The sequence below is a fragment of the Enterococcus sp. AZ120 genome (genome assembly GCF_050546165.1).
In the GTDB taxonomy this organism is placed as follows: Bacteria; Bacillota; Bacilli; order Lactobacillales; family Enterococcaceae; genus Enterococcus; species Enterococcus faecalis.
In genome coordinates this window covers 1,289,652-1,311,881 of the sequence record NZ_CP172950.1, presented here as the reverse complement: position 1 = coordinate 1,311,881, position 22,230 = coordinate 1,289,652, and the positions used below count along the sequence as shown (strand labels likewise).

At 36.7% G+C, this 22,230-nt stretch carries 17 protein-coding genes and 1 pseudogene; 6 read left to right on the top strand and 12 right to left on the bottom strand.

The features are described 5' to 3' along the window. Window positions 1-8: 8 nt before the first annotated feature. The 3 genes from IGJ46_RS06330 (at window position 9) to IGJ46_RS06320 (ending at window position 4,657) form a co-directional block, all read left to right on the top strand. A complete protein-coding gene (locus IGJ46_RS06330) occupies window positions 9-1,937 on the top strand; it encodes a sucrose-specific PTS transporter subunit IIBC (protein WP_002365674.1) in 1,929 nt (642 codons plus the stop codon). 272 nt (window positions 1,938-2,209) lie between these two features. After that, window positions 2,210-3,091, top strand: coding sequence for a helix-turn-helix domain-containing protein (locus IGJ46_RS06325; RefSeq protein WP_002363971.1), 882 nt, complete (start codon window positions 2,210-2,212; stop codon window positions 3,089-3,091). A 132-nt stretch (window positions 3,092-3,223) separates the two neighbouring features. After that, the gene (locus tag IGJ46_RS06320; RefSeq protein WP_002371135.1) at window positions 3,224-4,657 is read left to right on the top strand and encodes a cryptochrome/photolyase family protein; all 1,434 of its coding nucleotides are present in this window, start codon (window positions 3,224-3,226) and stop codon (window positions 4,655-4,657) included. Window positions 4,658-4,869: 212 nt separating this feature from the next. Here IGJ46_RS06320 and IGJ46_RS06315 read toward each other — a convergent pair whose 3' ends face one another. The 5 genes from IGJ46_RS06315 to IGJ46_RS06295 form a co-directional block, all read right to left on the bottom strand. Then, window positions 4,870-6,306: a catalase gene (locus IGJ46_RS06315; protein ID WP_002361838.1), complete on the bottom strand. Its 1,437-nt coding sequence runs from the start codon at window positions 6,304-6,306 to the stop codon at window positions 4,870-4,872. A gap of 302 nt (window positions 6,307-6,608) precedes the next feature. Next, on the bottom strand, window positions 6,609-7,619 hold the full coding sequence (locus tag IGJ46_RS06310) for a hypothetical protein (protein WP_002389351.1): 1,011 nt from the start codon (window positions 7,617-7,619) through the stop codon (window positions 6,609-6,611). Window positions 7,620-7,758: 139 nt separating this feature from the next. Then, window positions 7,759-8,184 (bottom strand): 8-oxo-dGTP diphosphatase, encoded by a 426-nt coding sequence (locus IGJ46_RS06305; RefSeq protein ID WP_002394459.1) that lies wholly within the window; start codon window positions 8,182-8,184, stop codon window positions 7,759-7,761. 88 nt (window positions 8,185-8,272) lie between these two features. Beyond that, window positions 8,273-10,051, bottom strand: a complete 1,779-nt coding sequence (locus IGJ46_RS06300) for an ABC transporter ATP-binding protein (RefSeq protein WP_375343105.1) — start codon at window positions 10,049-10,051, stop codon at window positions 8,273-8,275. Next, window positions 10,044-11,792 (bottom strand): ABC transporter ATP-binding protein, encoded by a 1,749-nt coding sequence (locus IGJ46_RS06295; protein ID WP_002371139.1) that lies wholly within the window; start codon window positions 11,790-11,792, stop codon window positions 10,044-10,046. The genes IGJ46_RS06300 and IGJ46_RS06295 overlap by 8 nt, the downstream gene beginning before the upstream one ends. Before the next feature lie 136 nt (window positions 11,793-11,928). Between IGJ46_RS06295 and IGJ46_RS06290 the strand changes: the two genes are divergently transcribed. Next, on the top strand, window positions 11,929-12,747 hold the full coding sequence (locus IGJ46_RS06290; protein ID WP_002357554.1) for a helix-turn-helix transcriptional regulator: 819 nt from the start codon (window positions 11,929-11,931) through the stop codon (window positions 12,745-12,747). A gap of 54 nt (window positions 12,748-12,801) precedes the next feature. Here the strand turns inward: IGJ46_RS06290 and IGJ46_RS06285 are convergent, their stop codons facing one another. Both IGJ46_RS06285 and IGJ46_RS06280 read right to left on the bottom strand, forming a co-directional pair. Then, a complete protein-coding gene (locus IGJ46_RS06285; protein WP_002357555.1) occupies window positions 12,802-13,329 on the bottom strand; it encodes a GNAT family N-acetyltransferase in 528 nt (175 codons plus the stop codon). A gap of 19 nt (window positions 13,330-13,348) precedes the next feature. After that, window positions 13,349-13,453: pseudogene (locus IGJ46_RS06280) on the bottom strand (GNAT family N-acetyltransferase); the annotation flags it as partial. A 233-nt stretch (window positions 13,454-13,686) separates the two neighbouring features. Between IGJ46_RS06280 and IGJ46_RS06275 the strand changes: the two are divergent. Beyond that, complete coding sequence (locus IGJ46_RS06275) at window positions 13,687-14,295, top strand: NUDIX hydrolase N-terminal domain-containing protein (RefSeq protein WP_002357557.1); 609 nt, start codon at window positions 13,687-13,689, stop codon at window positions 14,293-14,295. 47 nt (window positions 14,296-14,342) lie between these two features. Here IGJ46_RS06275 and IGJ46_RS06270 read toward each other — a convergent pair whose 3' ends face one another. From IGJ46_RS06270 to IGJ46_RS06255, 4 genes are all read right to left on the bottom strand, one after another. Beyond that, the gene (locus IGJ46_RS06270) at window positions 14,343-15,683 is read right to left on the bottom strand and encodes an NADH oxidase (protein WP_002357559.1); all 1,341 of its coding nucleotides are present in this window, start codon (window positions 15,681-15,683) and stop codon (window positions 14,343-14,345) included. Between the two features lie 297 nt (window positions 15,684-15,980). Beyond that, window positions 15,981-16,424: a Fur family transcriptional regulator gene (locus IGJ46_RS06265; protein ID WP_002357560.1), complete on the bottom strand. Its 444-nt coding sequence runs from the start codon at window positions 16,422-16,424 to the stop codon at window positions 15,981-15,983. A 138-nt stretch (window positions 16,425-16,562) separates the two neighbouring features. Further along, on the bottom strand, window positions 16,563-17,495 hold the full coding sequence (gene cysK / locus IGJ46_RS06260) for a cysteine synthase A (RefSeq protein ID WP_002380307.1): 933 nt from the start codon (window positions 17,493-17,495) through the stop codon (window positions 16,563-16,565). A gap of 228 nt (window positions 17,496-17,723) precedes the next feature. Next, a complete protein-coding gene (locus IGJ46_RS06255) occupies window positions 17,724-18,584 on the bottom strand; it encodes a glucosaminidase domain-containing protein (RefSeq protein ID WP_002357562.1) in 861 nt (286 codons plus the stop codon). A 354-nt stretch (window positions 18,585-18,938) separates the two neighbouring features. Here IGJ46_RS06255 and IGJ46_RS06250 point away from each other — a divergent pair, with 354 nt between their 5' ends. Next, the gene (locus tag IGJ46_RS06250) at window positions 18,939-20,129 is read left to right on the top strand and encodes an MFS transporter (protein WP_002357563.1); all 1,191 of its coding nucleotides are present in this window, start codon (window positions 18,939-18,941) and stop codon (window positions 20,127-20,129) included. A 51-nt stretch (window positions 20,130-20,180) separates the two neighbouring features. On the opposite strand, the gene tkt is transcribed toward IGJ46_RS06250, so the two are convergent. Next, window positions 20,181-22,175, bottom strand: coding sequence for a transketolase (tkt, locus tag IGJ46_RS06245; protein ID WP_002363962.1), 1,995 nt, complete (start codon window positions 22,173-22,175; stop codon window positions 20,181-20,183). Window positions 22,176-22,230: the final 55 nt, after the last annotated feature.

Sequence of the window (22,230 nt, the reverse complement as noted above, 5' to 3'; positions counted from 1 at the left end):
AGTATAACATGGCAGAAAATTATCAGCAGGCAGCCAAAGACATTATTCAATTAATCGGTATGGATAACATTATATCGGTCACCCATTGTCAAACGCGGTTACGTTTTATTTTGAAGGACCACGAACAAGTAGATGGTAAACAACTAGAAAAAATTGATTTAGTAAAAGGTGTCTTTTATAATGGCGGTCAATACCAAGTGATTTTAGGAACTGGTATTGTGACTAAAGTGTATGATGAAATAGAAAAACTTGGAATCAATGTTGTGTCAAAAGCAGAGCAAACAGCAATTTTAAAAAATAATGAAACGGGCATGCGCAAAACAATGCGCATTTTAAGTGAAATATTCATTCCAATTGTTCCAGTAATTGCAGCAACAGGATTGTTCCTAGGGTTAAAAGGTGTTATTTTTAACGATACTTTTTTACAATTATTCGGAGCAAGTGTAGCCAATATTCCTGAAAGCTTTCAACAAATTGTCTCTGTCATTACAGATACCGTCTTTGCCTTTTTGCCAGCTTTGATTGTTTGGTCTACCTTTAAAGCATTTAATGCGACGCCTGTAATCGGGATTGTTATTGGTTTAATGATGGTATCACCCATTTTACCAAACGCTTATGCAGTTGCAACACCAGATTCTGGCGTGAAAGCTATTATGGCTTTTGGTTTTATCCCAGTTGTCGGTGCACAAGGATCCGTTTTAAGTGCAATTGCTGCTGGTATAATTGGCGCAAAGACTGAACTTTTTTTCCGAAAAAAGATGCCGAATATTCTTGATCAAATTTTTACACCCTTTATGACTATGTTAATTACTTTTTTAATCATGATTCTCGGAATTGGCCCAATTTTGCATACCGTTGAGTTAGGCATGGTAGATGTTGTCCAATGGTTGATTGGGTTGCCCTTAGGATTAGGTGGTTTCGTGATTGGTGCCTCATATCCTTTAATGGTTTTGATTGGTATTCATCATACACTAACTATGGTAGAAACATCATTATTAGCAAATACAGGATTTAATGCATTGATTACAATATGTGCCATGTATGGGTTTGCCAACGTTGGCAGTTGTTTAGCTTTTGCGAAAAAAGCGCAAGATAGCAAAGTGAAGTCGACAGCCATTGGTTCTATGTTGTCTCAATTATTTGGAGTTAGTGAACCTGTGTTATTTGGATTACTTATTCGTTGGAACTTAAAACCGCTGCTATGTGTTTTATTTACATCAGGTTTAGGCGGAGCAATTTTAGCTATTTTTCATATTCAATCAAATTCTTATGGATTAGCCGTTATTCCTTCTTTCTTAATGTATATCTATAGTGCACATCAATTAGTGATCTATTTATTAGTCGCACTTTTATCTGTCGGTGTATGTTATGCATTAACCAGTCTATTTGCAATTCCGCAAGAGGTTTTGATTTCAGATAAAGTAATCGAAGAGGAAGAACGCGAAGTCTTTGAAATGCAACATAACACCTTAGATGAACAACTTTTTTCTCCGGTAAATGGTTACGCCATGAATCTTACTGCTGTTAATGACCCGGTATTTTCAAGCGAGATGATGGGCAAAGGTTTAGCAATCATGCCAACAGCGAACAAGGTTTACGCGCCTGCAGATGGTTTATTAAACTTGGTTGCAGAAACTGGACACGCTTATGGTATCCAAACGGACGCAGGAGCTGAAGTATTAATTCATATAGGAATTGATACTGTCACATTGGGGCAGGAGGTCTTTCAGACACAAGTAACCCAAGGTCACCGTGTTAAAAAAGGAGATCTTTTAGGAACGTTCGATCGAAAAGCCATTAAAGAAGCTGGGCTTGACTCAACTGTCATGGTTATCATTACAAATACTTCAAGTTATTTAAGCGTAGAGCCAATGATGTCAGATCATAATGAAATTACGCCGGAACAAATCATTTTAAATCTAAATACACCTAACTAAACAAAAGAACAGCAAGAAGTAGTTATCACTTCTTGCTGTTCTTTTTCTTAATAAAAAACCAATGATTTTCGGTTGTATTTGTCTATCCGTTTGTAGTATGATTGAGTCAGTTTTAAAGGAAACATGCCAAGTATGGAAGACCATACTTGGCACGCATTGACTAATTAAACATGGGGAACGTTGCCATAAGTTGATGTTCCAGTCAATAATGCAAGTAAATCAAACATAGCATGTACCTCCTTTAATTGATAATCAAAGTATAACATTTTTTAATGAATTTACATAATAATACAAGTGGAGGTCTGTTCGTGAAGGTAGCAGGAGACAAAATAAAACAAGCGAGAAAACTTAAAAAAATCACACAATCAGAGCTGGCTAACGGCATCTGTACGCAAGCAACAATTAGTAATATTGAAAACCGTAATCTATGTGACAGTTTAGATATTTTCTCATCTATTTGCCTCCGATTAGATTTAGAAGTAGAAGAATGCATGATGATTTCTGAAGAAAAGAAAATTGAAAATCTACTAAACAAAGTCGAGGATTTATCTTTACGGTTATTTCACTTAGAGGCCTACAATTTATTACAAGAAGTGCCTGAAGGTCTTATCTTATCTAATAATGAACTAACGACTAAATTGTTATATTATAAGGGAATTACTTGTTTATTAGGAAAAAAAGATAAAGCAGAGGCCTTGTTTTACCTATACCGGGGCGCGGAAATTGACCGTAAAGTCAATATTTACAACATTTTAAGCCTGAATGCGCTAGGTACGCTATATGAACTGGAAAAAGATATGAGAAAAGCGCAAGTGTATTACGAAAAATCATTACAAGAATTGGAACAATTTAAATTAGAATGTTCCTTGGAGCGTTGTAGAATTTATTATAATTCTGCTAAATTCTACTCGGAAATGAAAGACTACCAAAAAAGTGTCATTTTAAGCGAAAAAGGGATTCAGATTTGTCGTGACAAACACTCCATTTATTTGCTAGATTATCTTTTATATGAAAAAGCCTTTAATAAACAAATGCTCGGGGAAGACACAGCCGATGACTATCGTCAAGCCTATTATTTTACACAATTTTTTGGCAATACAGAAGTCCTACAATATATTGAGAAAGATATGAAAGCTTTTAATATTTCCTATTAATTTAATCAAAAAGCCGATAAAAGCTGAAAACCCAGTTTTTATCGGCTTTTTGAAAAGTCTAGGCAAGTTGCTTTTAAAAATCAGCAGTCACGGTTACGATAAGCAAGACGAAGTATTTAGGAGGATTTAAAAATGAAAAGAGTAATGTGGTTTAGACGTGATTTACGATTACAGGATAATAAAGCATTAGCACACGCGTTACAAAATTCTGCAGCTGATGAATTGATTTTATTATTCCAAATGAATCCTCAACAATTTATTCAAGAAAGTGCTAATCATAACGCTTTTTTTGCAAGTTTAGCCTCGCTTAAAGAACGAATCGATCAAGAGGCACATTTACAAATCATGGTCGGCGAACCATTAGATTTATTTTCACGTTTGAAACGCAAATTACCCGATTGGCAGGCCATTTATTTTAATGAAGATACTTGTGGCTTTGGGGCAAAGCGGGACCAGCAAGCTATGCGCTTTTTTGAAGAAAATAATATTCAGTCTTTCTCTTTTCAAGATGCCTATTTGCATGGCTCTGAAGAAATTAAGAAGAACGATGGCAGTAAGTACCAAGTGTTTACGCCCTATTACAATAAATGGAAAGAGGCGCCTAAAGAAACCCCGATTCCTGTTTCCTATACAGCTGAAAAAATTTTTAGTGCGTGTCTTTTTCCAGAAGAGGAAGCAGCTTATCGTGAACAGATTGCGAGGATTCCTTTAACACACTATAGTGTCGGCGAAAAAACAGCCAGAAGGTGCTTAAATACTTTTATTGATCAAAAACTTCAATCCTATGAAAATAAGCGTGATTTCCCTTATCAGGATCAAACGAGTCATCTGTCTACTTTTTTAAGAACGGGAGAACTTTCGATTCGCACTATTTGGCAAGAGCTTGCATCTGTGCCTTCTAGCTTAAGTAAAGAAACCTTCAAAAAAGAATTAGCTTGGCGCGACTTTTACAATATGATCTATAGTGCGTTTCCACAACAAAAAGAGGAAGCTATTCAAGAAAAATTTCGTTATATTCAATGGACAAATGACCCAGAAATGTTTGCCAAGTGGCAAAAAGGGGAGACGGGGTACCCTATAATTGATGCCGCAATGCGACAACTGAATCAAACTGGTTGGATGCACAACCGCTTAAGAATGATTACTGCCTCTTTTTTAGTTAAAAATTTACACATCGATTGGCGTTGGGGTGAAAAATACTTTCAAAAAATGTTGATTGATTATGATGCTGCCAATAATATTGGTGGCTGGCAATGGGCTGCCTCGACAGGAACGGACGCTGTCCCGTATTTTCGGATTTTTAATCCAATTATCCAGTCAAAAAAATTTGATAATGACGGCCAGTTCATCAAAAAATATGTTCCAGAACTTAAGCAAGTGCCACAAAAGTATATTCATCAACCAAATCTAATGAACGAAGCCTTACAAACGCAATATCATGTACATTTAGGAGAAAATTATCCAAAACCCATTGTCGATTATGCATCAAGTAAAAAACAAACATTATTTCTATATGAAGCGAGCAAAGAAATTCATCAAGAAATGAACAATCCAACGTTTCAATAAACAGTAAACCCAACTAGCTTAGCAAACAACTTGTAAGGTTAGTTGGGTAAATTAATTAGTCGAAAGAGAAGTGCAATTTATCGTCTAAAGTTTTTTATTCTATTCTAGTTAACATAATATACATTATACAAAGTAGAGTTAAAAGCATTGAAAAGCAAACAAAACCAGTCTTTAGTTTATCTAGACTGGTTTTGTCACGTACGTTATATAAATTATGCTTGTTGATTAATTGCTTGTGCGACACGTGCTCCATATTCTGGATTTACTCTAGTGAACAAATCAATTTGACGCGCGATGATTTCTTGATTTTTCACTTGACCTAAAGATGCCGCTATATTGTTAATTAAGTTTTCTTTTTCTTCGTTTGGCAGCAAATTATACAAAGCGTTTGCTTGTGTAAAGTGATCTTGATTATAGCTATAATTACCAACATTTCCCTCAACTTCAAAGGAACTAATTTTCGCCTTAGGATCTTCTTTTGGTGTTTCAGTATAACTATTTGGTTCGTAATTAATTTCGCTATTGCCATTGTTAAAACGCATATTGCCGTCTTTTTGGTAGTTATTTACAGGCGCTTTTGCTTGGTTGATCGGCAATTGGTGACTATTAGCGCCCACACGATGACGATGTGCATCCCCATAAGCGAACAAACGTCCTTGCAATAATTTATCTGGAGAAGCTTCAATACCAGGAACGAAATTCCCTGGTGAAAAGGTTACTTGTTCAACCTCTGCAAAATAATTCTCTGGATTTCTATTTAAAGTCATCGTGCCAACTTCAATCAGCGGATACTCTTTTTGAGAAACCGTTTTTGTTACATCAAAAAGAGTTTCTTTCATTGTTAACGCATCTGCATACGGGATAATTTGCACAGATAATGTCCAAGAAGGAAATTCTTGATTTTCAATCGCATTATGCAAATCTTCAATATGGAAATCTGGGTTTTTCCCAGCAATTTCTTCTGCTAATTGACTCTCTAGATTTTTGATTCCTTGATTCGTCTTGAAGTGATATTTAACAAAAAATACTTCTCCAGCAGCATTGACCCATTTGAATGTATGGCTACCAAAACCATGCATATGACGGAACGACAACGGAATGCCACGATCACTCATTAAAATTGTTACTTGATGAAGGCTTTCAGGTGAATGAGACCAAAAATCCCAAACAGCTTCTGGACTTTTCAAATGCGTCCGTGGATTTCTTTTTTGGCTATGAATAAAATCTGGAAACTTAATTGCATCACGAATGAAAAAAATGGGCGTATTATTGCCAACTAAGTCGTAATTTCCTTCGTCTGTATAGAATTTAAGCGCAAAACCGCGAGGATCACGCAATGTATCTGATGAACCTAACTCTCCAGCTACAGTTGAAAAACGAGCGAATAAAGGTGTTTCTTTGCCAACTTCAGATAAAAAATCGGCTTTAGTATATTGTGCCATTGATTGGCTCACCTTGAAAATCCCATGAGCACCAGCACCTTTGGCATGAACAACCCGTTCTGGCACGCGCTCACGATTAAAATGAGCTAATTTTTCTAATAAATGAACGTCTTGGATTAGGACAGGTCCAAATTCTCCTGCAGTTAGCGAATTTTGATTATCGCCAACTGGACTTCCTTGTGACGTAGTTAAATGTTGATTTTTCACCTAAAACACTCCTTCATCTAAAATTATACTCATTGTATAAAAAAACCACTCTGCATAACAAAAATAATGCTTAAAAACACTCGAAAACATTTGTTATTTAATAGAATGATTAAAAATAGCAGTAGAATTTAAATCAAAAACAAATGTATTAACTTTAAACTGTTTACACCACCAAAAATAACAACCAATAATTCAAAGAAAACTAAAATGCTGTTTTTTTATTCAAAAAAGACCTAGCATCCCAATCATGCTAGGTCTTTCGTTACTTTTTTTGAGCGACCGTTTTTATTGGTCATTCAGCGTTATTGATTGATCGCAACAGTCGTGTCTTCAGTCGATAGACCTGTCATAGAGGTGCTATCGGAAAATATTTTTTCAACTTCTTGTTCTGATAAAATATTTTCTTTCTTAGGCATTGAAATCGTCGCTTTTTTGGCTTTTTGTGTAATGCTAATTTTACTAGATAATGATTCAAGTCCCATGTCAACGTTCTTGTCTTGCTGCGGTTTCACATTAATCAACATATTTGTTTTATTTTCTTTTGTATTAACAGAAACTTTGGCAGAAACATCTTTGATTTTTTCGAAAGGATCTTGTTCTTTACCTTTTTCAGATGTTTCTGTCGTAATTTTGATTAACTTTTGTAATTCTTTTTTTGTAAACGTATGGGTAATGGTATCCCCTTTTTTCTCGAACGTATCCTTGTCTAATCCTTCTAAAAACTCTTTGTATTCCTTAGCAGACTGTTTTCGTTCTTTTTCCGATTCTTGATACTCTTTGATTGTATCTTGCCATTCTTTCGTACTTTCCTCGTTCATGGCTAAAAGATCAATGTATTTTCCTTTTAGTTTTTCTGTATCTAACTGAGAACTATCGATAGCACCGTCAGTCATTGAGTCTGCGACAGCGACAATATATTCCATCATATCTGTTGCTAAATAGAGTTTTGGCTCTTTGCCTTCGTTATCTACTGATCCAACCAATGAAATCGGTACATCCATTCCCATCGCTTTTAATTTCATCTCTAAGTTGAATGCTTTTTCTTTTTTGGCATCTACTTGAATCTTCCCAGAAAGCGATGCGTCTTTGATTTGCGTGATGAGCATCCCAATCATAGGATTCGTTTGTGCACTATCTTCTTGTGAAAATTTCATGTCACTAATTGACATAGAGAAATCCCAAACCCCAGATTCTTGTGCGTTTTGATTGCCAATCCCTTGAATGAACTCATCTTTCGCACTTTTGCCACAACCTGTCAGTAACAAAGCTGAACAGAAAACGCCTGCGACAATCCCCACTTTTCTTTTTAACACACTTTTTCCCCCTCATTATATAAAAAATTAATTCCCTTTTATTAAGAATAGCAAACATTGCTTATAAATAGCAATGTTTAATTTTAGATTTCCTCTCTTTTAATAAATGGGATTGATTTAATCTTTTAGGTTTGAATCATTAAGCTGTATTATTTTTAAAATAAAATTGCTTTTCGCCAAAAAATACTGGGAAAAGTTCTGCTAAACTGCCAGCTAAAGGACCTTCTCGCAATTCTTTTTCAGTGACCCAAAACAAGGGTTGTTCCGTTTCTTCTGGTAGTTCATCCGCTGTTTCTGCAATGAATAATGTGGCTAATTCCCGCGCACCTGAACAATCATTCAGCCATTCTGCAACACCTACTAATTGTGGCTTCAGCACTAATCCTGTTTCTTCAAGGAGTTCGCGAACCATGGCTGTTTCCATGCCCTCGTTTTTTTCAACATGTCCGCCAGGGAACGTCCAACCAGGCCAATCCTTTTTTTGTCGTTCTTGCACAAGGATTTCATTTTTCTGATTTCTAATCATACATAATGTTGTTAATTCCACTTCAAAATTCCGTTTCATTTGGCACCTCATCATTTTTTCCTTTGTTAAGGTTACGATACAGAAAAACAGAGAAAGATTCAACTAAGAATTTTCTCTGTTTTATCATCTAGCTCTTTAATAAGTCGTATTGCGATTGATATAAATGATGATATAACGCATGTTTTGCCATTAGTTGATCATGAGATCCTTCTTCCACAATACAACCACCATCAATATAGAAAATTTTATCGCTATTTTTGATGGTAGAAAGTCGATGAGCAATAATAAACGATGTCCGTCCTTTCAGAAGTTGTTGTAGTCCTTCTTGTAACAATTCTTCTGTTTTTGTATCAATACTAGAGGTTGCTTCGTCTAAAATTAAAATTTTGGGATCTGCCAGTAAAGCACGAGCAAATGAAATTAATTGGCGTTGTCCTGCCGAGAGTGTACTACCCCGCTCTTCCACAACTGTTTCATAGCCATCTTTTAAATCCTTGATAAAGTCGTGCGCACGAACAATTTTTGCGGCTTGGATGACTTCTTCCTCTGTGGCTGCTAAATTTCCGTACCGAATGTTTTCAATAATCGTTCCTGAAAAAATAAACGTATCTTGAAGCATTACCCCCATTTGTTTTCTTAACGAACGGAGTGTCACATCGCGAACATCATAACCATCAATTTTAACGGCCCCTTCATTCACATCATAAAAACGACTTAACAAATTGATGATTGTTGTTTTACCCGCACCTGTTGGCCCAACCAAGGCGATTGTTTGTCCTGGCTCAATATGAAAACTAACATCGGTCAAAATATTTTTTCCTTCTTCATAACGGAAATAAACATGCTGAAAGTCGACGGTTCCTTTAATTGGCGGCAACTCAATAGCGTGCGGCGCATCTTGAATTTCTGGAACAACATCCATCGTTTCAAAAATCCTTTCCAAATAGGCAGTTGCAGTAATCAGAGAATTGTAGAAGTTACCAATATTGATGACCGGATTCCAAAAGTTATTGATATAACCGATAAAAGCAATTAGCGTCCCAGTAGTAACGGACACACCTAATTGACGGATTCCTACGAAATAGATAAAACAAGTCGTAATGACGGATATATTTTGCACTGCTGGCCATAATAAATACTGGACACGCACAGCTTTCATAAAGGATTGACGATATTCTTCGCTTACCTCGTTAAAAATTTGGAAATTTTCATCTTCTCGTGCAAAAGATTGTGTAATTTTAATTCCTGAAATACTTTCATGAATATAGGCATTTAAGTTTGATTGTTTATTGCTAAGCTCTTGGTAAGCTTTCCGTTGTTTCCCTTGGATAAACAGAACCATCACGAACAACACAGGCAATAGCAGTAAACTGTATAAGGTTAATTTCACATCAATAAATAACATGAAAATTAAGGTGATAATCACATTAAATAAATCAGAAATTAAATTGATCAATCCGTTACTTAGTAAATCACTTAACGTATTGATGTAATTGACCACCCGAATTAAAATTTTTCCATGCGGCCGACTGTCAAAATAAGAAAATGGTAATTTTTGTAGATGCTCAAAAATTGAAAAACGCATATCTTTTAAAATATCTTGTCCAATTTCTGTGATGGCATATATTCGATAACGCATACACCAACCAATAATCACCAAGGAAAATAGGAAAATAGCCCCTAGTATGAAGAGTAACGAGAGATTCTTTTGTGGAATTACTTGGTCAATCGCAATTTTAGTAAAGTAAGGACCTAACATACTTGCCAGATTAGCTAATATGATGACAAATAATGTTTTAAAAACAGCTTTTTTGTAAGGCTTAATATAGGCGCCTAATCGTTTATAATGAGACCAATTAAATTCTTTTTCTAAAGTCTCATCCACATCAAACGTATTTCTAGCCACGCGACTCACCTTCCTTTGTCAGACCTAATTGTTTTTGATATACGTCAAAATATTTGCCTTTTTGTTCGACTAATTCGCTATGCGTACCGCTTTCCACCACACGGCCTTTTTCCATCATCAAAATTAAATTGGCCTCTCTCACAGAAGAAATTCGGTGGGCAATAATAAATGTCGTTTTCTTTTCCGTCAAACGGCCTAGTTCTTTTTGAATTTTTGATTCTGTTTCCATATCAACAGCGGAAGTTGTGTCATCTAAAATTAAAATAGCTGGATCTTTGGTTAAGGCACGGGCCAGTGAAATCCGCTGTTTTTGGCCACCAGATAGGCCAACGCCGCGTTCACCAACAATTGTTGCATAACCTTCGGGCATTCTGGAAATAAAGCTATGGGCATCAGCAATTTCAGCCATCATTTGCACTTGTTCCAAGTTAGCCAATGTGTTACCAAAAGCAATGTTATCTTCTATTGTATTGGAAAAAAGAAAGACATCTTGCATAACCATGGAGATATTTTCTCGCAATTTACGAACAGAATAGCTTTTAGCATCTTTTCCATCAATATAAACAGTGCCTTTTGTTGGATCGTAGAACCGAGCGATTAAGTTAACTAAAGTGGTTTTGCCTGAACCAGTTTCCCCTAAAATACCAATTGTTTCACCAGGTTTTGCTGAAAATGAAACATCCGATAAAATGGGGGTTTCTGGATCATCTGAAAAATGAAAGGACACGTGATCAAACGTCACATAGCCTTGGATCGGTTCTGCTTCTTTTTCCCGAGCAATGGGAATCTTCGGTTTCGTTGCTAATAACTGACGAATTTTAATGGACGATGCCGTAAAGCGTTGCACATCATTGATCAACCAGCCACTCATTCGCATCGGCATGTTCAACATCCAGAGAAAGCCGTTAAAGGCCACTAAATCACCAATTGTCATTCGACCTTGAATCACAAAGAGGCCACCAAGAACTAAGGCAATAACATTTAAACTACCTGCAAAACCGTCTAACCACGGTAAATATTTTTTTGAGACATCTGCAGAAGCCATATTCCATTTTTTATAGTCTTCATTGTGCTTGTTAAACTTTTCAATTTCATAAGGTTCTTGAGAAAAAGCTTTAACCACCCGGTTTCCACCAATATTTTCTTCGACCATCGAATTTAGCCGAGAAAAACTTTCCCGGATCTCAAAAAATACCGGATGCGATTCCTTCGACATTTTTTGTGTTAACAGAAAAATCAAAGGCGTAATTAAAATTAATGCCAGCATCAATTGCCAATTGATCGTCCCCATCACAATCACGGCTGCGATGAACCATAAAATACATTCTAAAAGGTTATAAGTGACCCAAGAAACGAAATGGCGGATAGCGTCTGTATCCCCTGTCATTCGCGCCATAATGTCGCCAACACGTGTATGATTAAAGAAATCAAAATCTAATTCTTGAAGTTTGATATACATATCTTTTCTTAAGTCAAATAACGCAGATTGTCCGACCGATTCAAACAAGACTTGATAACTATAACGAACAACTGTCCGAATAACGGTCACCCCAATCATAATCCCAAGAATTGGGACAAGCTCTTCAATCTTCCCCTGATTGATTACTTGGTCTACAATTCTGCCAGATAACAATGGAATAATAACAATTAAAATAGCGTTAATAACGACAAAAATAACAGCTAGCAGTAACTTATTCTTATTTTTTTTAGCATATTGCCAAATCCATTCAAAACTATTCATTTTCTCCCCTACTCTCTCTTGTTTTTATGGACGTGTATAAGATTACTGTTTTTTTATAGGAAAAGAAATGGGCATTCTTGTATATTTTGATGTACAATATAGTATAGAAAGCGGATACAAGTAGGAGTGATTTTTTATGAACTACACAAATAGTCGAACGTTTAATCCTGAAATTTTATATGCCTTCGATCCTTGGAACGAAGAGACCCACCCTTATAATTGTCATCATCATGAATTTCTGGAAATATCTATTCTTTTAGAAGGTGAATCTGAATATATTGTTCAAGGGCAACAGTACCATGCCACTGCTGGTACGGTGTTTCTTTTTAATCCGCGAACGGAACATGGTGAGCAACAAAAAGCAGGAACTTACTCACATCAACTACACATTGGCATTTCAAATCTCTATTTAGAAGGCTTAGCGCGAAACGTATTTCCAAATAAATCAGCTTTATTAGATTTAAGTCATTTACATGGTGCTTTTTTAGAAAAAGCTTGGCAAATTGTTCATGAATTAAACCATCAAGAAGTTGAATCAGCGTTACAAATTAAAGCTTTAGTTATTGAACTATTGGTTTATATTTTAAGAAGTTTAGCAGTTGATCAAGAAAATAAAATTGAAACTCGGCTATCGAAAACGGAAAAAAGAAAACGAAATTTAGTCAATCATACGATTTATTATCTGGAAACCCACCATGACGAAGAAATTACTTTGGAACAGTTAGCTGAAATGTTATATGTTACCCCGACTTATTTGTCGAAAACCTTTAAAGCGGCCACAGGCGTTGGGCCAATCAATTATTTAATTCAAATCCGCTTAAACCATGCGAAAGAATTGCTGAAAAATGATTCCTTAAGTGTCAAAGAAGTAGCAAAAACGGTTGGTTACGAAGATGCCTATCATTTTAGTAAATTATTCAAAAAATATTATGGAAAATCTCCTTCACAATTTTAAGATAAAAAAACAAGGAATCGTCGGCTTCATTGCGTCCGTTTCCTTGTTTTTGCTTTACGTTGACTCTTTTAACTGTTTCGTCATTGTATAATCGGTATGGCGTTCATTTCCCATATAAAAATCATGTTCATCTGTTTTGACGAAGCCCAATGATTGATAAAATTTTTGCGCTGGATGATTATGTTCCCAAACACCTAACCAAACCGTCTCTTTTTCTGCTTCTTCCGCTAATTCAATTGCTTTCGTAATCAAATGTTTGCCTAAGCCTAAACGCTTAAAAGATTTACGAATATAAATGCGCTCAACTTGTAACGCTTGTGGATGTTGATAGGTAATCTGAGCATCACCGTGATTTAATTTCACATAACCTGCAAGTTCATTATTATAAAAAGCAAAGAAATATTGCGAATCTTTATGTAAGATTTCGCTTTCTAAAACTGCTGGACTAAATTTCCTCTCATAATGTGCCTGTAAATCCTCTTCGTTTTCGCCATCTCCATAAGTATCTGCAAAAGTCTCTTGGCAAATGGCCTCTAATTCTGGTACGTCTGCGACGGTACACTCTCTAATAAATACTGACATACTAAAACTCCTTTGTAGATTAAATCAACTGTTTAATTAAAATTAAACAAGGATTCCAAGCGTCCCATAATGTCGGAAAAACCTCAAGGCGCTTAAAATCCAATGATTCGTAAAAACGAATAGTATGATATTAACCTGTCTAGCGAATGACGTCAATCTTTTTGCTTTGTTTACATAACAAAATTATTGTATACCCAATCTTTTTTATTAAATAATAGCATAGGTAGTTTAAAAATGTAAGTTAGTCATTTATTCTTTATTATTTCCTTAAAACGACGCCTTTTCTCGCTAAATCTGCCCTTTCTTTATTTTTTTCTGTTAAACTAAACGTATTAAGTCTATGAGGAGCGTGCGTATATGGATTATCTGAACACTTATAAGCGGTTGCTAGCATTGGCAGATGCTGGTCTTTTTTACGGGAAAGATGCTTTTGATCAAGAACGTTACCAAGAACTACGAGAACTTACGTTACAACTTATTAGCGCAACCGGACACGAAGCGACTGTCTTGCCCGACTTAGAAAAAATCTTAACTAAAGAAGAAGGTTATCCAACACCGAAAGTAGATGTTCGCGGTTTGATAAAAAAAGAGAATCGTTTTTTATTAGTTGAAGATTTACGGACCAAAGAATGGTCATTACCTGGTGGCTATGCCGAAATTGGCTGCTCTCCTAAAGAAAATATTGAAAAAGAAGTATTGGAAGAAACTGGCTTAGTTGTTACAGCAAAAGAATTGCTTGCTGTTTATGATACAGATAAACGAAAAGACATTCCTCAACTATTTCAGTACTATAAAATGATCTTTTCTTGTGACATTCTAGAAAATCATCCCTTTGAAAAAAACATTGAAACCTCGAATTGTGCTTATTTTTCTTTAGATAATCTCCCCTCTCTTTCTATCAAACGAACAACGAAAGAGCAATTAATGGCATTAATGAACCAAACAACTGGAGCGCTTAGTGACTAACAAAAAGGATGAAGAACTTCTGTTCTTCATCCTTTTTCTATTATTAATTACATATTTTCTAAAGCGGCTTGGGCTAATAAGTTTAAGTAGTTCCAAGGGCGATCAAAATGTGGTTGGAAGAAGAAATCAGAAATCGCTAAATCTTCGACAGTCATTTTATTTTGGACCGCTAATGATAAAGTATTGGCAGATTGTGTGATATCATATTTAGACATCAATTGACCACCAACAATGCGTTGTGTTCCTTTTTCATAGACTAATTCCATCAGAACTTTTTCAGTTGTTGGCATAAACTCTGGACGATAGTTATCTTCGAAAACAGTTGCTTCGACATCTAGTCCGTTTAATTTGGCACTTTCTTTTGTCACACCTGTTGAACCAATTTTCCAACCGAATAAATATAAGCCAGAAGTTCCCTGTGTGCCACGATAAGCCAATTTTTGTTCAGTCAAATTACGACCTACTAGCATACCTTGACGAACAGCATTCGTTGCTAATGGGATATAATTTTTTGTTTGACTTGGGTTGTAGTGAACAACTGCACTATCACCCGCAGCAAAAATATCAGGATTGCTTGTTTGCATATACTCATTGACTTCAATTGCACCATTTGGTAACATGTCAACTTTATCTTTTAATAATTCTGTATTTGGACGGAAACCAACACACATAATCACCATATCTGCTTCGAATTCTTGACTTGGTGTAATGACTTTTGCTACTTTTCCTTGCTCATCTGCTACGAATTGTTGGACATTTTCACCTAAAGCTAAATTAACGCCACGATCAACTAATTCTTTTTCTAGAACATCTGTGAATGGCTTATCTAAATATTTATTTAAAATGCGGTCTAACCCGTCAACTAAAGTAACTTGTTTACCTGATTCTACAAAAGCTTCTACTAATTCAATACCAATATAACCGCCACCAACGACAACGACACGTTTGGCATCTTTCGCTTTTTCGATGATCACGTTGGCTTGTGAATAGTTTTTACATAATAAAATATTTTCAGCATCAATTCCTGGAATTGGTGGAATAATTGGCCAAGAACCAGTTGTCATCACTAATTTATCATAAGAAACGGTCTCAGTTGCACCCGTTTGTAAGTTTTTCGCTATAACAGTTTTGTCGTCCACGTTGATTTCTTCAACATTGTGTTCCATCTTCACTGTTGCTCCTAAAGAAGCCAGTTCTTCTGGATTTGAATAAAATAAATCAGCAGCATTTTTAACTACGCCTCCAACGTACAAGGCAATTCCGCAAGATAGGAAGGAAATATTGTCATTTCTTTCATATACAGTGACTTCCGCCTCCGGGTGATTTGCTAAAATACTTTTAACTGCTGAAGTTCCAGCATGGGTACATCCTACGACTACGACTTTCATGTTGTAAATCCCTTCTTTCACAATCTTTGTTTTGCAGAGGTGACGTCTCCCTCTGTCTGTTTAAAATATATCAGAGGAATCAAGCTTATTCGAGTTCTATGCTTGTGAATCGCATATAAAAAAATTCACAAACTGTTGCTAATTCTTAATAATAGCTAGTTAATTTTTTGTTTTTAAGAATTTAAAAGTCAATAACCACACAAAAAAACAAGCATAAGAGTGAAAACTCTTACGCTTGTGAAATTTGCCTAGACAAGTGACTTATCTTTTGATAAATTTTTAACAGTATGTAATTTTTTACACATTCTCCTGTTGTGCTTGTTGGCAATCTGGACATAATCCATATAATTCTAAACGATGTTCATTAATTTCGAAGCCTGTTAATTTACTAGCGGCCATTTCAACGTCCTCTAACCCTGGATAATGAAAATCAACGATTTTACCACATTTTTGACAAATCACGTGATAATGTTTCTTCGAACTAAAATCAAAACGACTAGATGCATCGCCATAACTCATTTCTTGAACGAAACCGATTTCAGTAAATAAACGTAGATTGTTGTAAACCGTTGCTACACTCATATTTGGAAAATGATCTTCTAGTGCGCGATAAATTTCATCAGCTGTTGGGTGTGTATGATTTTCGATTAAATATTCCAAGATAGCATAACGTTGCGGAGTAATTCGGATATTGGCTTCTTTTAATTCAGCAAGTGCATTTTTAACCAATACGTTGTCCATCTTTGTATCCCTCCCCTGTCTATCTTTCTTAAATAATACTATTTCTTATTACGATTGACAAGAATTATTGTAGGATTCTCGTGGAAAAAACGAGCATTTTACTAAACTAAGAGAAATGCTCGTTTTTTGGCGTGTTTTTTATTCTGGAAATTCGTAAAGAGCTGTCGAAAGATAACGTTCGCCGTTATCCGGAACCAGCGCTAAGACACGTTTGCCTGCGCCTAATTCAACTGCCAAATCAATGGCCGCTTTAATTGCTGCCCCTGCTGAGATCCCCACAAGGATGCCTTCTTTTGGCCCCATTAAACGAGCAGTTTCTAATGCGTCTTCACTAGAAACAGCGGCAACTTTTTGATAAACGGTGGTGTCTAAAACTTCTGGGACAAAACCAGCGCCTATTCCTTGGATTTTATGTGGACCTGGTTCGCCACCTTCTAAAACAGGCGACTCCGTTGGTTCTACTGCAACAATTTCAATGTCTGGAAAAATCCGTTTCAATTCATGGCCAACTCCTGTAACGGTTCCTCCAGTGCCAACACCAGAAACAAACGCATCTAAGCCACGTTTACCAAAGACATCAACAATTTCTTTTCCTGTTTTTTGTTCATGTATCATTGGATTAGCTGGATTATTAAATTGCAAAGGCATGAAGTACCCGTGTTCTTCTGCTAATGCTGTGGCTTTTGCAATTGCCCCTTTCATTCCTTCGGCACCAGGGGTTAATAATAGATCAGCCCCATATGCTTGCATTAATTTGCGGCGTTCAATACTCATAGTATCTGGCATCACAATCTTAACTGGATATCCCAACGCAGCACCTACCATTGCTAACCCAATGCCTGTATTACCACTAGTCGGCTCAATAATCGTTTGTCCAGGTTTTAGGCGACCATCTGCTTCGGCTTGTTGGATCATGCTTAAAGCAATTCGATCTTTCACACTGCCACCAGGATTAAAGAACTCTAGTTTAACAAAAACATCTGCAGCTCCTTCTGGTACCATCCGTTTTAATTTCACAACTGGGCTTTGACCAATTAACTCTGTTACTGATTTTACATAACCTTTAGTCATAATCCTACATCCTCCAATTTTACAAACAATATAATAATTCTTTCTCTAAGCATAGCTCAAAAAAACGATTTCTACCAGAAAAACGAATTTTAGTTTGTGAAAAATTAAATAAAAAAACGGATTATGCTCATCAAATAATTGCTGCTAGCCCTACCTATTTTCACGATAAAAGACCTTACAAAAACTGCCGCTTTTGTAAGGTCCTTCTTCAACTAAATAATTGCAAAGTTAACCGATTTGGATGGTTTGACCCACCGATAAAACAGAATCCAATGTTAATCCATTTAGTGACATTAAATTATCAACTGTCGTTCCAAAACGTGCAGCAATGTCCCACAACGTGTCGCCGTTTGCGACAGTGTAACTTTGACTAGCTACAGTTTCTGCTGTTGCTGTTGCAGAAGCCGCTGTATCGATTGTTGTATCAACGGTTCCCGTTGTATCTGAATAACTAGTGGTTTGAGCGACTGGTGCTCCCCAATCATATTGAGTTAAATTATATGCTTCAATTAACCAATTCAATTTTTCGGCATAGCCTGGATCAGTTGCATAACTTCCAGCTAAAGCGGCTGTTGCATCGCGATAACTGCTAGTATTACTCTTCCAAACGCCTGAATAATGGTATGTATCCCCAAAAGCAGTGGAACGAATAACATTGGCATGATCTTGGAACGATTCCGCATAAGAATTATAACTTCTAAATGCTGCTGTGACGGTCACCCATTGTCCGTCTAAATATTCTTTTGTTGGCATATAAACAGATTGTCCATTATAACTTCCTTTTACACCAAACAAGTTATAATTCGGTGCAGATGCTAACCCAGAACTACCATAACTACTTTCTAGCAACGCTTGAGCAATCATGACGGAAGCATACATATCATTGCTATTGGCAACGGCTGCTGCTGAATTTCCGATTTCATTAATAAATGCTTGCTGGCTTGATTCTGCTTGGGCAGGTACCGCAGCACCAACCACAGGTGCTAAAATCATTGAAGTCCCCGCAACGGCGGTAGCACGTTTATAAGCTTTTTGCTTTTTAAGAGCTTTTTGAATATGTTTACTACTTCTTGTTAACTGTTCGCTCATTCATTTTTCCTCCTCACTGTCTCACTTTTCTATTTTACCGTTAATTTCCTATTGAAACAAGAAATAAACGTATTAAATTTTGAGTTTTAAAATTTCTGTAATGTAATTGAAATCTTGTTTGTATTTAATTAACCCTCTTCACACTTGTGAAAACAACCACTTCTTCTTTTCATTTTGATGAGATTTTTGTTATTTATCCTCTTACTTTTCTTTATTTATTGTGATAAACTTTTTAATGGACTTGTCACTTTTTGAACAAACTTTATAAGAGAAGTCTGTTTTTGTAGTCAAAACAACTATTGCCGAGTAGTTGTTGTATTACAAAATGAATTACATAGAAATGTAGGTGGTTAGATGAAGAAACAACAATCGGGTTTAACAAATCAAGTGACGTTTTTATTAGCGTTAACTTGCGGGGTCGTGGTCGCCAATATGTATTATATTCAACCAATTGGCACCCAAATTGCTCAGGCCTTTCAAGTCAGTATTGGTTCTATTGGTTTTGTTACTATGCTGACCCAATTAGGCTATGCGCTAGGCTTACTTTTTCTTGTTCCATTAGGCGATGTCGTTGATCGTCGCAAATTAATCATTCGAGTAGCCGCGCTCTCCTCGCTGTCTCTAAGTGCTGCATTTTTTGCACCAAGTTTTCTCCTTTTTGCACTCTCTTCTTTTTTTATCGGGCTGCTCTCTATTGTCGCCCAAATTATTATTCCTTATGCTGCGGTCATGGCGGGACCAGCGAACCGTGGTAAAGTAACAGGTCGAATGCTGGGCGGACTATTGACAGGAATTTTATTGTCTCGAACGATCTCGGGTTTCATTGCTAGTGCAGCTTCTTGGCGAACAGTCTACCTAATCGCCGTAATATTCGTGTTAGCATTGGTTGTTCTACTCCAATTAAAATTGCCCAAAACAGTGATACATACTCAAACTTCAAATCGATTAACTTATTTGGGTTCTTTGAAAAGTCTTCCTAAGCTAATCAAATCGCAACCTTTGTTAAGAGAAGCAACTGTCAATGGCTTTTTTATGTTTGCAACCTTTTCAATCTTTTGGTCTACATTAATTTTCTTTGTTAGTAGTCCAGCTTATTATTGGGGACCGAAAGAAGTCGGTATTTTAGCAATTTTTGGGTTATCAGGGGCTTTCGTAGCACCCATCATTGGTCGTCTATCCGATTATTATCCAGAGCGGAAGATTGTTTTGATTGGCCTGCTGATGCAGTTCGGTAGTTTTATCTTACTTTTTCTAGGTGGAACACATGTGGTCTTACTAATCTTAGCAATTATTGTTTTAGATATCGGTACTCAATTTGGGCAAGTAGCCAATCAAACACGCGTCCAAAATTTGGGAGAAGAAGCCAGCAATCGTAACAATACCGTCTTTATGTTTTTCTATTTCATCGGCGGTTCACTGGGTTCATTGATTGGTACATTAATGTGGCAAAACTATGGTTGGTCTGGTGTTACTTTAACTGGTATTGGGTTCCAATTGTTCGCATTATTTTTTCACTTTATGCTCTTTGCTCCCAAAAAGAAATGAAGCAAAAAAACCTGAATGCTATCACAAGCATTCAGGTTTTTTAATCTTTATTTATAGTGATTTATAGGTATTAACCACATTTTCAGGAGTAAAGCCGAATTTTTCAAGAACTAGACCGCCAGGTGCAGAAGCGCCGAAGTGATCAATTGTGATTGTTTTGCCTTCTGTTCCTACATAGCGTTCCCAACCAAAGCTTGCTGCAGCTTCAATCGCCACACGTTTTGTCACAGCTTTAGGTAACACACTTTCTTTATATTCAGCAGATTGTTTTTCAAACAAATCAAAACTTGGCATTGACACGACAGATACATCGATGCCTTCTTCCGCTAATTTAGCTTGTGCTTCCACTGCTAGATTTACTTCAGAACCAGTCGCAATTAAAATCCCTGCTGGTTGTTCACCTTTTTGTGGTGACAATACATAAGCACCTTTTTGAACAGAATCAGAAGCGTGTTCTAACGTTCCTTCTAAAACAGGTAAGTTTTGACGACTTAGAACTAAAATAGTTGGTGTTTCCGTAGAAGTCATAGCAATTTTCCAAGCAGCAACAGTTTCATTGCCGTCTGCTGGACGAATCACATGAACATTTGGAATGCAACGAACACTTGCTAATTGCTCAATTGGTTCGTGTGTTGGTCCATCTTCACCCACCGCAACAGAGTCATGCGTTAAGACGTAAGTTACAGGAACTTTTTGTAAAGCGGCTAAACGGATTGCTGGACGTAAGTAGTCAGTAAAGACGAAGAATGTCCCGCCATAAACATGGCTACCACCGTGTAATTGAATCCCGTTCATTGCTGCGGCCATTGCAAATTCGCGAACACCAAACCAAATATTACGGCCTTCGTATTGACCAGGTTCGAAATCTTTTTCTGCAGCAACCATTGTATTATTTGAGGCAGATAAATCGGCTGAACCGCCCCAGAAACTTGGAACAACTTTTGAAATAGCTTGAATCGTTTCTTTACTTGTTACACGACTTGCGGCACTTGTTCCTAGCTCATATTTAGGTAATTCTTGTTCCCAACCTTCAGGTAATTGGTTGGCAAAAGCTTCTTTAAATTGTTTGGCTAATTCTGGATGCGCATGTTCATAGTTCTTAAACATCTCATTCCAAGCCGCTTCTGCTTTTTGGCCTTCGTCAATCATCGTTTCTTTAAAACGAGCAGCGACTTCCTCTGGCACAGTAAAGTCAGGGTATTCCCAACCATAAACAGCTTTAGCCGCTGTAATGCCCTCTTCACCAATTGGCGCGCCGTGAACGGAAGATGTTCCTTCTTTTGGTGCTCCGTAACCAATGACTGTTTTAACTTCAATCAATGTTGGTTTATCTGTTTCAGCTTTAGCCGCTTCAATCGCAGCCTCTATTTCATCTAAATCATTGCCATCTTTAACTAAAATATGTTGCCATCCGTATGCTTCATAACGAGCCCCAACATTTTCAGTAAAGGCTTTAGAAGTTGGTCCATCTAATGAGATGTCATTTGAATCGTACAAGACAATTAATTTACCTAATTTCATATGACCAGCCATTGAACTTGCTTCTTGAGAAACACCTTCCATTAAATCGCCGTCACCACAAATTGCGTACGTATAATGATCCATAATAGGGAAACTATCACGATTATAAGTTGCAGCTAAATGCGCTTCAGCCATTGCCATACCAACAGCCATAGCAATCCCTTGTCCTAGAGGTCCCGTTGTTGCTTCAACACCATCTGTGTGGTGCACTTCTGGATGCCCTGGTGTTTTACTATCCCATTGACGGAAATTTTTCAAATCGTCAATTGTTACGTTGTATCCTGATAGATGTAATAAGCTGTACAACATTGCAGAGCCGTGGCCTGCTGAAAGTACAAAACGATCACGATCAACCCAGTTTCTAGAAGTTGTTGGGTTCACCTTTAAATGTTTTGTCCAAAGTGCATACGCCATTGGGGCAGCACCCATTGGTAAACCAGGATGTCCTGAGTTCGCTTTTTGTACGGCTTCAATACTTAATGTCCGGATTGTATTAACGCCCAATTGATCTGTCTTGTCAAACAAAAAAATCATCTCCTAATTTAGGTTTTTTTTACCTTTATTCATAGTGTAGCTTATT